Genomic DNA, 13,398 nt, shown 5'->3' on the forward strand with positions numbered 1-13,398 from the left:
CGGTGCTATTCGCCTTCGGTATCAACCAGCAGCGGTACCGCCGGTTCCAGAGTGCCGTCAGCCGCTGACTCCGCGTAACGCGGCGCGCTTTCGATCAGCGGCACTTCCTCGATCTCGCGCTTGCCGATCTCGATGTGCTTGTCGCGCAGCTTGCGGCCGGAGGACAGCACGTTGCGCTCGAAGCTGCCGACGAACTTGTTGTAGTTGTCGACCGCGCTACTGAGCCCGGAGCCGACGCGCTTCATGTGCTCGGCGGCGACCGCAAGGCGGTCGTAGAGCTCGCCGCCCATCCGCCCGATCTCGCGCGCCTCGCGCGCCAAGCCGTCCTGCCGCCAGACCTGCGCGACGGTGCGCGCGATCGCGACGAGGTTGGTCGGCGTCGCCAGCAGCACGCGGTTGCGGAAGGCGAAGTCCCAGAGCTCGGGGTCCTTTTCGAGCGCGGCGGCGACGAAATGCTCGCCGGGAACGAACATCACGACATAGTCGGGCGCGTCCTCGAACTGGCTCTGGTAGGACTTGGCGCCGAGCGTCTGGACGTGGTTGCGCATCGAGGCGACGTGCTGTGCCATGGCCGTATCGCGGACCAGATCGTCCTGCGCCTCGAAGGCCTCTTGGTAGGCATTGAGCGAGACCTTGGCGTCGATCACCAGCACCTTCTGGCCGGGGATCCTGACGATGGCATCTGGCCGCAGCCGGCCATCGTCGGTGTCGATCGAATGCTCGGTGACGAAATCGGTGTGCTCGGAAAGACCGCACTGTTCGAGTACGTTCTTGAGCTGCTGCTCGCCCCAGCGCCCGCGCGCCTTGGGCGCGTTGCGCAGCGAATTGCCAAGCCGCGCGGCCTCGGCGCGGACCTGCTCCTGGCCGACGCGCATGCCCTCGATCAGGCCGGTAAGCTGGCCGAAGGAATCGACGCGCTTGGCTTCGAGCGCGGTTACCTGTTCCTCGTAGCTCTTGAGCCGGTCGCCGACCGGCGCGAGCAAGGCCTTGAGCCGCTCCGCGCTCTTTTCCTCGGAAACGGTGAACCGCTCCTGCGCGCGTTCGAGAAAGGCCTTCTGCGCGCCTTCGAGCACTTTGGTGCCCGCGGCTTCGAACTCCTTCTTGAGCGCTTCCTGCGCTTCCATCAGCAGTCGCTGCTTCTCGTCGAAGTTCGAGGCGTTGGCTTTGAGTGTGGCGAGTTCCGCACGCAAAGCCTCACGCGAGGAACGCAGTTCCGGCAGTTCGGCGGCGAGGCGCTCGGCACTGTCAGCGCGCGTGGAGGCGGTAGCGAGTTGCCCCTGCAACGCGGCATTGCGGGCGCTCGCCTCGGCCAGTTCACCGGCCAAGGCATCGGCGCGGGTCGCGCGTTCGGTGGCGCCGGCTAGTTCGGTGATCGCGCGACGGAACTTCTCGTCGATCTCACGCGCCTCACCGTCGCGGGCGAGAAAGCGCTGGCGCCATTCGGCGACCGGCCGGCCCCCGAGGAACCAGCCAAGGCCCAGTCCGATGACGAGTGCGACGATGGCGAAAAGAGTGGCTTCCACGGCAAGATCCCATTTGGAACGAAATGGGAACCTAACGCCACTGCCTCTGCAAAACAACCGTCGCCCCTGCGAAGGCAGGGGTCCAGCCGACTTATCCACGATCGGAAACGGCGGCCCTGGCGCGCCAGCTTATCTGGGCCCCTGCCTTCGCAGGGGTGACGGGCCGGGTATCGGTGCCGAAATCAAGCCGCCTTGCGCAGCTTTTCCAGCTTCTTGACCGCCATCTGGCGCTTGAGGCGCGAGAGGTGGTCGATGAACAGGATGCCTTCGAGGTGGTCCATCTCGTGCTGTAGGCAGGTCGCCATCAGGCCGTCCATCGCCTCTTCGTGGACCTTGCCGTCGACGTCCTGCCAGCGCGCGCGGATCGTGCTCGGGCGTTCGACGTCGGCGTAGATCTCGGGGACCGAGAGGCAGCCTTCGTTGTAGACGGTCAGCTCTTCCGAGGGATCGAGGATCTCGGGATTGATGAAGACCCGCGGTTCCTTCTTGGTCGGCTGGTGCGTGTGCTCGTGGCCGCCATGGGCGGTGCAGACTTCGGGCTCGGCATCCGGGTCGTCGGGCTGGAGATCGATCACCAGCACGCGCAGTGGCACGCCGACCTGGATCGCGGCGAGGCCGATGCCAGGGGCGTCGTACATCGTCTCGAACATGTCGGCGACGAGCGCCTTGAGTTCGTCGTCGAACGCTTCGACGGGCGCGGAGACCTGCTTGAGGCGCGGGTCGGGAATCTCGAGAATTTCGCGGATGGCCATGAGGGCCAGATAAGTGCGGGGCCGGAAATCGTCAACCGGATCGGGGGGAACCCCTCATCGACGCCGGACGTTGCCCTTCAGACCCGGGGGCTCAACCGAGGAGAGGCCGCATGACCGCCCGCACCGACACCATCCGCAAGCTCGAAACCCGCTTCTGGCAATCGATGGTCGACAAGGACCTCGAAACCGCGATGGAAATGATCGCCGCCGAATGCCTGATCGCCGGCCCGCAGGGCACGATGCGCATCGATCCCGAGACCTACGGCAAGATGACCCGCGAGGGCCAGTGGACGCTCAAGGCGTTCGAGTTCGACGATCTCGAAGTGGTCTTCCCGACCGACGACGTCGCGGTGGTGGCCTACAAGGTCCACCAGACCGGCGACATGAAGGGCGAGAAGATGGACCTGCGCTGCGCCGACACCTCGACCTGGGTGAAGCAGGATGGCGATTGGAAGTGCTCAGTGCATACCGAGACGATCCTGGAGGACCGCGCCAAGCCCGACTAGCCTACGGGCCGCCGCGCCCTGAGCGCCTGGGCAAGCGTGCCCTCGTCGAGATAGTCGAGCTCGCCGCCCACCGGCAGGCCGTGGGCGAGCTGGGTGATGCGCACGGGCAAACCTTCCAGCCGCTCGGCGATGTAATGCGCGGTGGTCTGGCCTTCGAGCGTGGCGTTCATCGCCAGGACGACCTCGTCGATCCCGCCTGCGGTGACCCGTTCGATCAGGCTGCCGATCGTCAGGTCCTCGGGCCGCACGCCGTCGAGCGCCGAGAGGCGTCCGCCGAGGACGTGATAACGGCCGGTGAACAGCCGCGCGCGGTCGAGCGCCCAGAGGTCGGCGATGTCCTCAACCACGCAGAGCGAGCGCTGGTCGCGGCGCGGGTCGGCGCAGATGCCGCAGGGGTCGGTGGTATCGACATTGCCGCAAGTGTGGCACTCGACGAGCCCCTCGCGCACGGCTTCGAGTGCGCCGAGCAGTTGGACCAGCGCGGTCTCGCGCCGCTTGATCAGCCAGAGCACGGCGCGCCGCGCCGAGCGGGGGCCGAGCCCCGGCAGGCGCGACAGGGCGGTGGTGAGCGTCTCGATCTCTTGCGATGCCATCTACCCTATCCTCTAGCCGCTTAGCCTGAGCTTGTCGAAGGCCCGTTCTTCCTTTTTGCCGCTGCAAGAGTAAGGACGACCCTTCGACAGGCTCAGGGCGAACGGGATCAAGACAGTGCGCGTCATCTTCATGGGAACGCCCGATTTCGCCGTCCCGGCATTGGTCGCTCTGGCCGAGGCCGGGCATGACATCGCCGCGGTATACAGCCAGCCGCCGCGCCCCGCGGGCCGAGGCAAGCAGCTCCAGCCCTCGCCCGTCCAGCGCGAGGCCGAGGCGCGCGGCATCCTCGTGCGCCATCCGGTCTCGCTGAAAGGCGCCGAGGAGAAGGCCGAGTTCGCCGCGCTGAAGGCCGACATCGCCGTGGTCGCGGCCTATGGCCTGATCCTGCCGCGTGAGATCCTCGATGCGCCGAAGCACGGCTGCCTCAACATCCACGCCTCGCTGCTCCCCCGCTGGCGCGGCGCGGCGCCGATCCAGCGCGCGGTGCTGGCGGGCGACGCCGAGACCGGCGTCTGCATCATGCGCATGGAAGCCGGGCTCGACACCGGACCGGTTCTGCTGACCGGCCGCACGCCGATCGACCGCAAGAGCGCGGGCGATCTGACCGAGGAACTGGCCGCAATGGGCGGCAGCCTGATGCTCGAAGTGCTGAGCGACCTGTCCGAATATCCCGAGGTGCCGCAGCCCGAGGACGGCGTGACCTATGCCAGCAAGATCGACAAGGCCGAATCCCGCCTCGATTTCAGTGCCCCCCGCCGAGCAGGTAGAGCGCCAGGTGCGCGCCTTCTTTCCCATGCCGGGCGCGTTCTTCGAATTCGAGGGCGAGCGCTTCAAGGTCATCATGGCCGACCTGGTGGAAGGCGGTGGCTGGCCGGGCAACGTGCTCGACGACAAGCTGACCATCGCCTGCGGCCGCGGCGCGATCCGGCCCACGCGGATCCAGCGCGCCGGCAAGCCGGCCATGGACACCACCGAACTGCTGCGCGGCAAGACGATTCCCACGGGTTCCTACCTGAAGTGACGCGCTTCGCGCTCACCCTCGAATTCGATGGCGGTCCCTTCATGGGCCTGCAGCGGCAATCGCACGGGCCCTCGGTGCAGCAGGCGGTCGAGGAGGCCGTGCTCGCGGTCACCGGCGAGACCGTCGTCATGCACGCCGCCGGCCGCACCGATGCCGGGGTGCACGCGCTGGCCATGCGTGCGCATGTCGACATTGAGAAGGACTTCGCCCCGTTCCGCCTGCAGGAAGCGCTCAATGCCCTGCTCCGCCCGGCCCCGATCGCAGTGATCGGCTGCGTGGTGGTGCCCGGCGACTGGCACGCGCGGTTTTCCTGCATCGGCCGCTCCTACCTCTACCGCATCGTCAACCGCCGCGCGCCGCTGACGCTCGATCGCGGCAAGGCCTGGCAGGTCGGCGGCCCGCTCGATGCCGAGGCCATGCACCGCGCCGCGCAGGCGCTCGTCGGCCTGCACGATTTCACCACGTTCCGCTCGGTCAATTGCCAGTCGGCGAGCCCGTTGAAGACGCTCGACCGGCTCGATGTACGGCGCGAAGGCGAATGCATCCTCGTCGAGACCGCCGCGCGCAGCTACCTGCATCATCAGGTCCGCTCGATGGTCGGCTGCCTGGTCCTCGTCGGGCTCGGGCGCTGGACCGAAAGCCGCATCGCCGAGGCCCTCGCCGCGCGCGACCGGCATGCGCTGGGGCTCAATGCACCGGCCGACGGACTCTACTTCACCGAGGCCCGATACACGGCCGGGTGAACGCCAGGTTACTCGGCGGACACGCGTTTTAACCAGATAATAGGGAGTTTTGTCTATCCGCCCGCAGCGACTTCGGTCGCATGACAAGTACCAGCCGTCGGTGAGCGCGCTGGAACAGGGGGGCAAACTGGATGGCCAACCTTTCCCGGCCAGGGCACGAACTGATCGCGCAAACGCCGCTGAGCCTGCTGTCGCTGACGCAGCATCACGTCGAGCCGCACGAGGAGAACTGGTTCGCCCGCTGCCGCGCCGACTATCTGCGCGCCTTTCCGCTTTCTCTGCTCGAAACGGTGCGCCTCGCACTGTTGCTCCTGCTGGTGGGGCCCAAGACCAATCCGATCTTCACGATCATCACCGTCATCGGCTGGTGCGCCGTCATGGCAATGCAAGGTTCGGTGCTTCAGAAGGAGTCGGCGCCGGGCTTCGACGAGAAGCTGGCGCTCAAGAACCGCTTGAGCGTGATCCGGCTGCGCGTGGTGTGGTGGTTCGGCGCCCTGCTCGCCGCGATGCTGGTCGCTCCGGTCGAAAGCCTGCACGGGCTGGTCGCGCTGGGCGTGGCCATGATGATGATCGACGGGCTTTCGGCCATGTCGCTGCCCCATCTCGGCCTCGGCGCCAGCGCCACCGGCGCGGTCGCGATCGCCGTCGGCCTGGCCGCGCGCGAAGGCTGGGATGCCGCCCCTGTCACCGTGATGGTCTGGGTGCTGGCCTGCTTCATGCACTGGTCACTCTACAACCTCTATTACATGTTCGCGACGCGGCGCATCCGCACACGGCGGCTCAGCCAGTCGAACGAGACAATCCAGCTGCTGCTCAACCAGTACGACGACGAAGGCAGCGACTGGCTCTACGAGATCAACCGCAGCTTCCAGATCTACAACCCGTCGCAGCGCTTCTGCGATGCCTGCGGGCTGACGCGCGAGGCGCTCCAGGGTCTGTCGCTGATCGAGCTGCTGTCCGAGGCAGCCGAGGCCGCCGACCTGCGCGAACTGCTCGAAGAAGGCCGCGCCTTTCGCAACGTCGTCGTGCCGATCCGGGTCGACGGCGTCGAGCATTGGTGGTCGATGAACGGACGCCCGGTCGTGCGCGACGGCGAGACGATCGGCTGGCGCGGCTTCATCGCCGATATCAGCGCGGCCAAGCGCGCCGAGGCCAAGGTCGCCTTCATGGCGCACTACGACGTGCTGACCCAGCTGCCCAACCGCACGCTGTTCAACGCCACCCTGACGCGCGCTTTCCACCGCAATGCGGGGACCGGCGTCATTGGCCTGCTCTATGTCGACCTCGACCACTTCAAGGCGATCAACGACGGCCATGGCCACGCCGCGGGTGACCGCGTGCTCGTCGAGGTTGCGCGCAGGCTCGAGGACGCCGTGCGCCCGCGCGACATGATCGCGCGGCTGGGCGGCGACGAATTCGTCATCCTGATGAGCGATCTGGACGCGCCCGAAGCCGGCCTCGCCGTCGCCGAGCGCGTGCTCACCGCGATCGGCACCTCGATCGAGATCGACGGGCAGATCATGCCGATCGGTGCCTCTATCGGCGCCGCATTCGCGCCCGACGATGCGGACACGGGCGACGAACTGCTACGCGCCGCCGATCTCGCCATGTACGACGCCAAGTCGCGCGGCCGCCGCGGCATCTCGGTGTTCGACGCCGCCATGCAGATCCAGATGCAGGAGCGCCGCACGCTCGAGCTCGATCTGCGCGCCGCGATCGTGCGCGGCGAACTGGAGCTGCACTACCAGCCGCTGCTCGACATCAACACCGGCGTCACCGCCGGCTACGAGGCGCTGCTGCGCTGGAACCACGCGACGCGCGGGCTCGTCTCGCCGGATGCCTTCATCCCGATCGCCGAGGAGACCGGCGTCATCGTCGAGATCGGCGAATGGGTGATCCGCACCGCGCTTGCCGAAGCCGCGACCTGGCCCGAGGATCTGACTGTGGCGGTCAACATGTCGCCGGCGCAGGTCAAGGACGGCAACCTGCTGTCGGTGGTGGTCAGCGCGCTCGCCGCCAGCGGCGTCCCCGCCGGCCGGCTCGAACTGGAAGTCACCGAGAACCTGCTCATGCAAGAATCGGAGGACATCCTGGCAACGCTGCACAAGCTGCGCGGCCTCAGCGTGAAGATCGCGCTCGACGATTTCGGCACGGGCTATTCCTCGCTGAACTACCTGCGCAGCTTCCCCTTCGACAAGATCAAGATCGACCGCTGCTTCGTCTCGGAACTCGCCGAGCGCGAGGATTGCCAGGCGATCGTGCGTTCGGTCATCAGCCTCGCCAACGAGCTCAAGATGACGACCACGGCAGAGGGTGTCGAAGTCAGCGAACAGCTCGACGCACTGCGCCGCGACGGCTGCACCCAGGCGCAGGGCTTCCTCTACAGCCGCGCCCGGCCGGCGAGCGAACTGGTGTTCGACAAGGGCAAGTCGAGGAAGGCCGTGAACGAGTGACGCAAATTCCTCCCCGAGCTTGTCCTCGGGAAGGAATTTTCTATCAGGCCTTCGCCACGACGCTTTCGGGCAGGTCGGTGCCGAACACGCGCTGGTAGTATTCGGCCACCAGCATCCGCTCGGTCTCGTCGCACTTGTTGAGGAACGAGAGGCGGAAGGCGAAGCCCGGATCCTTGAAGATCGCGGTGTTCTGCGCCCAGGTGATGACCGTGCGCGGGCTCATCACGGTCGAGACGTCGCCGTTGATGAAGCCCTGGCGGGTCAGGTCGGCGACCTTGACCATGTCGGCGATCTGCTTTTCCGGAATGCCCGTCGCCTTGGCCGAGACGATCTGCGTCTCCACCGCCTGCGGCAGGTAGTTCAGCCCGACGACGATGTTCCAGCGGTCCATCTGGCCCTGGTTGATCGCCTGGGTGCCGTGATAGAGCCCCGAAGTGTCGCCGAGGCCGACGGTGTTGGCCGTGGCGAACAAGCGGAAATACGGGTTCGGGCGGATCACGCGGTTCTGGTCGAGCAGGGTCAGCTTGCCCTCGGTCTCGAGCACGCGCTGGATCACGAACATCACGTCGGGGCGGCCGGCGTCGTATTCGTCGAAGACCAGGGCCGTGGGTGTCTGCAGCGCCCAGGGCAGCAGGCCCTCGCGGAACTCGGTGACCTGCAGGCCGTCGCGCAGCACGATGGCGTCGCGGCCGATCAGGTCGATACGACTGATATGCGCGTCGAGGTTGATGCGGATGCAGGGCCAGTTCAGCCGTGCCGCCACTTGCTCGATGTGCGTCGACTTGCCCGTGCCGTGATAGCCCTGGACCATCACGCGACGGTTGAAAGCGAAGCCCGCGAGGATCGCCAGCGTCGTGTCCGGATCGAAAACGTAGCTGTCGTCGAGGTCGGGCACGCGCTCGTCTGCCTCGGAAAAGGCGGGCACCTTCATGTCGATGTCGATGCCGAAAAGATCGCGCACGCTGACCTCGCGGTCGGGCGCGGCAAGACGGGTGGTGTTGGTAGAAGTGTCAGTCATCGCGGCGAACGCCTATACGCGCCTGCGCGGTGCTGCAATAAGCTTTGCCGGTAATTGCAGTTGTTCGGAGGCATTTCGTGCAGGTTTTCGGTGGCTTGATCTCTCCTTTCGTCCGCAAGGTGTGCCTCGTGGCGGCGCAGAAGGAGGTGCCGTTCGAACTCGTCCTGGCAAACCCCGGCAATGCGATGCCCGAATTCGTCGCTGCCAGCCCCTTCGGCAAGATCCCGGCGATCAAGGACGGGGACTACGGCCTCTGCGATTCTAGCGCGATCATCGCCTATCTGGAAGCCAAGCATTCGGCGCACCCCGTCATTCCCGCCGAAGCCGAGGCCCGCGGGCGCACGGTGTGGTTCGACGAATTCGCCGACACGATCCTCGCCCGCTCGATGCAGAAGATCCTGTTCAACCGCTTCGTCGGGCCGAAATTCATGAAAGTGGAAGGCAACGAAGCCGAAGCTCGCGAGGGTGAGGCCGAGCTTCCGCGCCTGTTCGCCTACCTCGAAGGCGTCGTGCCGGCGCGCGGCTGGCTGGTCGGCGAGACGATCACGCTCGCGGACCTGGCGGTCGCCTCGGTGCTGCGCAGCCTGCGCTACGTCAACTGGGAGCCCGACGCGGAAAGCTATCCGCGGCTTGGGGCCTGGTACGGCAAGGTCCGCGAGACATCCAGCTGGCAGCAGATCGCCGCGATCGAGGACGCGCCGCGGGTTAAGCGTCAATAGATCTTCTCTGGCAGGTGGAAGCAGTCGATATAGGCTAGCGCCGCGTCGCGGTTGCCGGTGAAGATCAGCCCTGCGACAGCCAGTTCCTCGAACGAAACCTTGCCATAGACCGCCGCCGCGATGGGCGAGGCGGCCGGCGCCTCGAAGACGAAATCGGGCGCTTCGATCTCACCGCGCTCGGCGCGCAGCTTGCCGTCCTTCACTTCGACGAAGAAGCGGTCGTGACCAAGCCGGATGGCCCCGGCGATGTCGAGCCCCCCTGCCCGCGACCCATCGAACATCGTGCGGAAGCTCAGCATCAGCGAGGCCGGCGAGAGCGGCAAGGTCGGGTCGTGATCGGGCGAGGTTGCGGCCCAGCGGCCGAGTTCCTTGATCGCGTCCTCCGACTTGTAGCCCCATGCCGTCAGCTCATAGACCTGCGCCGAGATCGGCGGCGGCAGCTGGCGGCGCTGGACGATCTTGGCGCGCTCCATCCCTTCGAGCCGTTCGGTCAGCACCTTGGCGCTGATTCCGGGCAACCCGGCCCGCAAGTCCGAAAAACGTCGTCCTCCGAACATAAGCTCGCGTACAATCAGCAGCGACCAGCGTTCCCCAACAAGTTCGAGCGCGAAGGCGGTCCCGCAGGCGTCATCATACCATTTGCCGTGACGCTGAGTAGGTTTAGTTTCTTTTTGTAACTCCATGGTTGCTTTTTGTAACTCGACTCGGCATCACAATGCAAGAGCGATTCGCACGGCCCCAGGACTTGAGGCCCCAGCGCTTGAGGAGGAGAGACGAGATGACCCGCATGATTTTCGTGAACCTGCCCGTGGCCGACCTGCCGAAGGCGATGGCCTTCTACGAGGCGATCGGCTTCACCAATGAACCGCGCTTCACCGACGAGACCGCCGCCTGCATGGTCCTGTCCGAAGCGATCCACGTGATGTTGCTGACCCATGCCAAGTGGCAGACCTTCACCACGCGTCCGATCTGCCCGGCCGGCAGCAGCGAAGTCTCGCTCGCGGTCAGCTGCGAGTCGAAGGACGAAGTGAACCGCCTGATCGAGATTGCCGGCACGCATGGCGGCACCGCCGACATCAACCCGCCCGAAGATCACGGCTTCATGCTCCAGCGCAGCTTCGCCGATCCCGACGGCCACGTCTGGGAACCGATGTGGATGGACCCGGCCGTCGCTGGCGGCGACGCTCATGTATCCGAAGCCGAGGCATCTGCCTGAGCTATCTTCAACCGAATGCCCCAAGGAGAAGAACCATGCCCGACCACGCCGACATCGTCATGCCCGCCCTCGCCCCGCACATCGTCTGTGACGGTGCCGCCGATGCGATCGAGTTCTATAAGGCCGCTTTCGGCGCCGAGGAGATGATGCGCATGCCCGGCCAGGACGGCCGCCTGATGCATGCCTCGATCATCATCAACGGCGCGGTGATCATGATGGTCGACGAGAACAAGCAGTTCGGCATGCTCGGCCCCAATTCGCTCGGCGGCACGCCGGTGACCTTGCACCTCTCGGTCGCCAATGCCGACGAAGCCATCGCCCGCGCCGAGAAGGCCGGCGCGACCGTGGCGATGCCCGCCGCCGACATGTTCTGGGGCGACCGCTATGGCCAGGTGAAGGACCCCTGGGGCCACATGTGGTCGATCGCGCACCCGCTGAGCGACCGCCCGATGGGCGAGGAAGAGCTGCGCGCGGCGGCCCAGGACGCGATGTGCGGCCAGCCGCAGAGCTGACCTCAAGCTGATTTTCGACCAGGGAGAACGATCATGCCGCTCGATCCCAAGGCAGATACCGTCGTCTCGGCGCTGAAGAACACACCCGCGTTCACGCACGGCCTCGTCCGCGACCTGCGTGTCCGCTGGGCGCTCGAGGAGATCGGCCGCGCCTACCGGACCGAGCTCTACGAAGGCATGGTCCCCCGTCCCGACGACTACCGCCGGTGGCAACCGTTCGGCCAGGTTCCGGCCTTCGACGACGGCAAGGTCCGCCTGTTCGAAACCGGCGCGATCCTGCTCTACCTCGGCGAGCAGGACGAACGGCTGCTGCCGCGCGATCCCCAGGCCAGGGCCGACGCCACGGCCTGGGTCTTCGCCGCACTCAATAGCGTCGAGCCGATGATCATGCAGCTCGCGCGGCTCGACATCTTTCAAGCCGGCGAAGCCTGGACCAGGGAAGCGCGGCCCAGCACGGTCGCCTTCATCGAGGGACGCCTTGCCCGCGTTACCGAGGCGCTGGGCGACGAGGAATGGCTGGCGGGCCGCTTCTCGGTCGCCGACATCATGATGGTAACCGTGCTGCGCAACCTGCGCAGCACGCCGATCGTCGCGGGCTTTCCCAGGCTTGCCGCCTATCAGGCGCGAGGCGAGGCCCGGCCGGCTTTTCACCAAGCATTGGCCGATCAGATCGCCGGGCTCGGCGAGCCGGTCAAACTCGGGGAACCGGCCTAAGCTTTCTGCCCTTTCAAACCTTATCCAAGCGAAGACGAAGGAGCTTCCCGATGACCTACATTGAAGGTTTCGTGATCGCCGTACCGACCGCGAACAAGGACAAGTTCATCGCCCACGCCAACTATGGCGACCCGGTGTTCCTCGAGCAGGGCTCGACCCGCATCCTCGAATGCTGGCAGGAAGACGTCGCCAAGGGCCATACGACCGACTTCTTCGGCGCGGTCGACGCCAAGGAAGACGGATCCGTCGTGTTCAGCTGGCTCGAATGGCCGAGCAAGACCGCACGCGAGGCGATGAACGCCAAGATGGATGAGCTGGTGAAGAACGACGAGCGTTTCGATCAGGCCAAGAACCCGATGCCCTTCGACGGCATGCGGATGATCTACGGCGGCTTCGAGGCGCTGGTCGAGGAAGGCGAGGCGATCGCCAACCCTTATGTCCAGGGCTTCATCGTGCCCGTTCCTGAAGGCAACAAGGAAGCCTACCGCAAGGCCGCGATCGGCATGTGGGAGATCATGAAGGACTACGGCGCCAGGCGCGTGATAGAAGCCTGGCAGGACGACGTGTCCCACGGCAAGCAGACCGACTTCTTCCGCTCGGTAAAGGCCGAGGACGGCGAGATCGTGGTCTTCTCGTTCATCGAATGGGAATCGCGCGAGGTCTGCGACGGCGCCCACGACAAGATGATGCAGGACCAGCGGATGAAAGACTTCGAGCAAACCTTCGAAGGCCAGCAGCCGCCGTTCGACGGCAAGCGCATGGTCTATGGCGGCTTCCGCCCCGTCGTCGAAATGAACCGCGAACGCGTAGGAGCCTGATCATGACCAATCCTGTCGGCAGCTTCATCTGGTACGAACTGATGACCAGCGATCCCGATGCCGCGGCGAAGTTCTACGAGCCGATCGTCGGGTGGAAGATTTCCGCGCATTCCGATCCGGCCTCGGCCGCGGGCGGCATGGACTACCGGATGATCGAGCGCAGCGACGGCGGCATGGCTGGCGGCGTGCTCAAGCTCAACGATGACATGGTCAAGGGCGGCGCGCGGCCCTGCTGGCTGGGCTATCTCTACGTCACCGATGTCGACGCGACCGTGGCCGCGGTGGTCGCCGACGGCGGCAAGGCCTTGATGCCGGGAATGGACATCGAGGTCGGCCGCATCGCCATGATCGCCGATCCGCAGGGCGTGCCGATCTACGTCATGACCCCCAAGCCGCCCGCGGGCAAAGAGGACATGTCCAGCGACGTCTGGGACCGCGATGCACCGCAGCGCGTTTCGTGGAACGAACTCTACACGCCCGATCTCGCAGCGGCCAAGGCCTTCTACGGCAAGCACTTCAACTTCGAATTCAACGAATCGCTGCCGATGGGGCCGATGGGCGACTACTGCTTCATCGACGTCGGCGGGAATCGCGTAGGCGCGATGATGCAGAAGCCCGAAGCCGTGCCCGTCGGCCTATGGAACTACTACATCCGCGTGCCGGAGATCGACGCCGCGGTGGCCAAGCTCCAGGAGCTCGGCGGCCAGGTGTTCAACGGGCCGATGGAAGTGCCCGGCGACGACTGGGTGATCAACGGCATGGACGCGCAAGGGGCGATGGTCTCGCTCTGCGGCAAGAAAGGCAGCTAG

At 66.0% G+C, this 13,398-nt stretch carries 14 protein-coding genes and 2 pseudogenes; 11 read left to right on the forward strand and 5 right to left on the reverse strand.

The features are described 5' to 3' along the window. Nucleotides 1-5 precede the first annotated feature (5 nt). Nucleotides 6-1,523: a DNA recombination protein RmuC gene (gene rmuC, locus KRR38_RS10380; RefSeq protein ID WP_217401179.1), complete on the reverse strand. Its 1,518-nt coding sequence runs from the start codon at nucleotides 1,521-1,523 to the stop codon at nucleotides 6-8. A 182-nt stretch (nucleotides 1,524-1,705) separates the two neighbouring features. Next, a complete protein-coding gene (gene def, locus KRR38_RS10385; protein ID WP_217401181.1) occupies nucleotides 1,706-2,275 on the reverse strand; it encodes a peptide deformylase in 570 nt (189 codons plus the stop codon). 110 nt (nucleotides 2,276-2,385) lie between these two features. On the opposite strand from def, the gene KRR38_RS10390 reads away from it, so the two are divergent. After that, nucleotides 2,386-2,781 carry a nuclear transport factor 2 family protein gene (locus KRR38_RS10390; RefSeq protein WP_217401183.1) on the forward strand — a complete coding sequence of 132 codons (396 nt, stop codon included), beginning with the start codon at nucleotides 2,386-2,388 and terminating at the stop codon, nucleotides 2,779-2,781. Here the strand turns inward: KRR38_RS10390 and recR are convergent. Next, nucleotides 2,778-3,374, reverse strand: a complete 597-nt coding sequence (recR, locus tag KRR38_RS10395) for a recombination mediator RecR (protein ID WP_217401185.1) — start codon at nucleotides 3,372-3,374, stop codon at nucleotides 2,778-2,780. The two genes, KRR38_RS10390 and recR, sit on opposite strands and share 4 nt — an antisense overlap. A 115-nt stretch (nucleotides 3,375-3,489) precedes the next feature. Between recR and fmt the strand changes: the two are divergent. From fmt to KRR38_RS10410, 3 genes and pseudogenes are all read left to right on the forward strand, one after another. Next, nucleotides 3,490-4,396 (forward strand): annotated as a pseudogene (gene fmt, locus KRR38_RS10400) (methionyl-tRNA formyltransferase). After that, nucleotides 4,393-5,139 (forward strand): tRNA pseudouridine(38-40) synthase TruA, encoded by a 747-nt coding sequence (gene truA / locus KRR38_RS10405; RefSeq protein ID WP_217401187.1) that lies wholly within the window; start codon nucleotides 4,393-4,395, stop codon nucleotides 5,137-5,139. Before fmt ends, truA begins: the two are co-directional and overlap by 4 nt. A 131-nt stretch (nucleotides 5,140-5,270) precedes the next feature. Beyond that, the gene (locus tag KRR38_RS10410) at nucleotides 5,271-7,592 is read left to right on the forward strand and encodes a bifunctional diguanylate cyclase/phosphodiesterase (protein ID WP_217401189.1); all 2,322 of its coding nucleotides are present in this window, start codon (nucleotides 5,271-5,273) and stop codon (nucleotides 7,590-7,592) included. Nucleotides 7,593-7,635: 43 nt separating this feature from the next. On the opposite strand, the gene cobS is transcribed toward KRR38_RS10410, so the two are convergent. Then, nucleotides 7,636-8,610 (reverse strand): cobaltochelatase subunit CobS, encoded by a 975-nt coding sequence (cobS, locus tag KRR38_RS10415; protein WP_217401191.1) that lies wholly within the window; start codon nucleotides 8,608-8,610, stop codon nucleotides 7,636-7,638. A 77-nt stretch (nucleotides 8,611-8,687) separates the two neighbouring features. On the opposite strand from cobS, the gene KRR38_RS10420 reads away from it, so the two are divergent. Next, nucleotides 8,688-9,329 (forward strand): glutathione S-transferase family protein, encoded by a 642-nt coding sequence (locus tag KRR38_RS10420; protein ID WP_217401193.1) that lies wholly within the window; start codon nucleotides 8,688-8,690, stop codon nucleotides 9,327-9,329. Here the strand turns inward: KRR38_RS10420 and KRR38_RS10425 are convergent. Continuing rightward, nucleotides 9,323-9,886 carry a winged helix-turn-helix transcriptional regulator gene (locus KRR38_RS10425; RefSeq protein ID WP_254514736.1) on the reverse strand — a complete coding sequence of 188 codons (564 nt, stop codon included), beginning with the start codon at nucleotides 9,884-9,886 and terminating at the stop codon, nucleotides 9,323-9,325. The two genes, KRR38_RS10420 and KRR38_RS10425, sit on opposite strands and share 7 nt — an antisense overlap. Nucleotides 9,887-10,107: 221 nt before the next feature. Here KRR38_RS10425 and KRR38_RS10430 point away from each other — a divergent pair, with 221 nt between their 5' ends. The 6 genes and pseudogenes from KRR38_RS10430 (at nucleotide 10,108) to KRR38_RS10450 (ending at nucleotide 13,398) form a co-directional block, all read left to right on the forward strand. Next, a complete protein-coding gene (locus KRR38_RS10430; RefSeq protein ID WP_217401197.1) occupies nucleotides 10,108-10,545 on the forward strand; it encodes a VOC family protein in 438 nt (145 codons plus the stop codon). A 35-nt stretch (nucleotides 10,546-10,580) separates the two neighbouring features. Continuing rightward, entirely contained in the window at nucleotides 10,581-11,057 is a 477-nt protein-coding gene (locus KRR38_RS10435) for a VOC family protein (protein WP_217401199.1), read from the forward strand. Nucleotides 11,058-11,090: 33 nt separating this feature from the next. Further along, nucleotides 11,091-11,771, forward strand: a complete 681-nt coding sequence (locus KRR38_RS10440) for a glutathione S-transferase family protein (RefSeq protein WP_254514737.1) — start codon at nucleotides 11,091-11,093, stop codon at nucleotides 11,769-11,771. Between the two features lie 50 nt (nucleotides 11,772-11,821). Beyond that, nucleotides 11,822-12,181, forward strand: a pseudogene (locus KRR38_RS37195) (DUF1428 domain-containing protein); the annotation flags it as partial. Between the two features lie 12 nt (nucleotides 12,182-12,193). Next, nucleotides 12,194-12,589: a DUF1428 domain-containing protein gene (locus KRR38_RS37200; RefSeq protein WP_375293457.1), complete on the forward strand. Its 396-nt coding sequence runs from the start codon at nucleotides 12,194-12,196 to the stop codon at nucleotides 12,587-12,589. Nucleotides 12,590-12,591: 2 nt separating this feature from the next. Beyond that, entirely contained in the window at nucleotides 12,592-13,398 is an 807-nt protein-coding gene (locus KRR38_RS10450) for a VOC family protein (protein ID WP_217401204.1), read from the forward strand.

Origin of the sequence: Novosphingobium sp. G106, from assembly GCF_019075875.1 — a bacterium.
Lineage (GTDB): Bacteria > Pseudomonadota > Alphaproteobacteria > Sphingomonadales > Sphingomonadaceae > Novosphingobium.

Excerpts from the sequence above, each read along its gene's own strand:
- KRR38_RS10425 (WP_254514736.1), bottom strand. The coding sequence starts at position 9,886 with ATGTTCGGAGGACGACGTTTTTCGGACTTGCGGGCCGGGTTGCCCGGA.
- KRR38_RS10435 (WP_217401199.1), top strand. The coding sequence starts at position 10,581 with ATGCCCGACCACGCCGACATCGTCATGCCCGCCCTCGCCCCGCACATC.
- KRR38_RS10390 (WP_217401183.1), top strand. The coding sequence starts at position 2,386 with ATGACCGCCCGCACCGACACCATCCGCAAGCTCGAAACCCGCTTCTGG.
- KRR38_RS10450 (WP_217401204.1), top strand. The coding sequence starts at position 12,592 with ATGACCAATCCTGTCGGCAGCTTCATCTGGTACGAACTGATGACCAGC.
- KRR38_RS10410 (WP_217401189.1), top strand. The coding sequence starts at position 5,271 with ATGGCCAACCTTTCCCGGCCAGGGCACGAACTGATCGCGCAAACGCCG.
- recR (WP_217401185.1), bottom strand. The coding sequence starts at position 3,374 with ATGGCATCGCAAGAGATCGAGACGCTCACCACCGCCCTGTCGCGCCTG.
- KRR38_RS10440 (WP_254514737.1), top strand. The coding sequence starts at position 11,091 with ATGCCGCTCGATCCCAAGGCAGATACCGTCGTCTCGGCGCTGAAGAAC.
- KRR38_RS10430 (WP_217401197.1), top strand. The coding sequence starts at position 10,108 with ATGACCCGCATGATTTTCGTGAACCTGCCCGTGGCCGACCTGCCGAAG.
- def (WP_217401181.1), bottom strand. The coding sequence starts at position 2,275 with ATGGCCATCCGCGAAATTCTCGAGATTCCCGACCCGCGCCTCAAGCAG.
- cobS (WP_217401191.1), bottom strand. The coding sequence starts at position 8,610 with ATGACTGACACTTCTACCAACACCACCCGTCTTGCCGCGCCCGACCGC.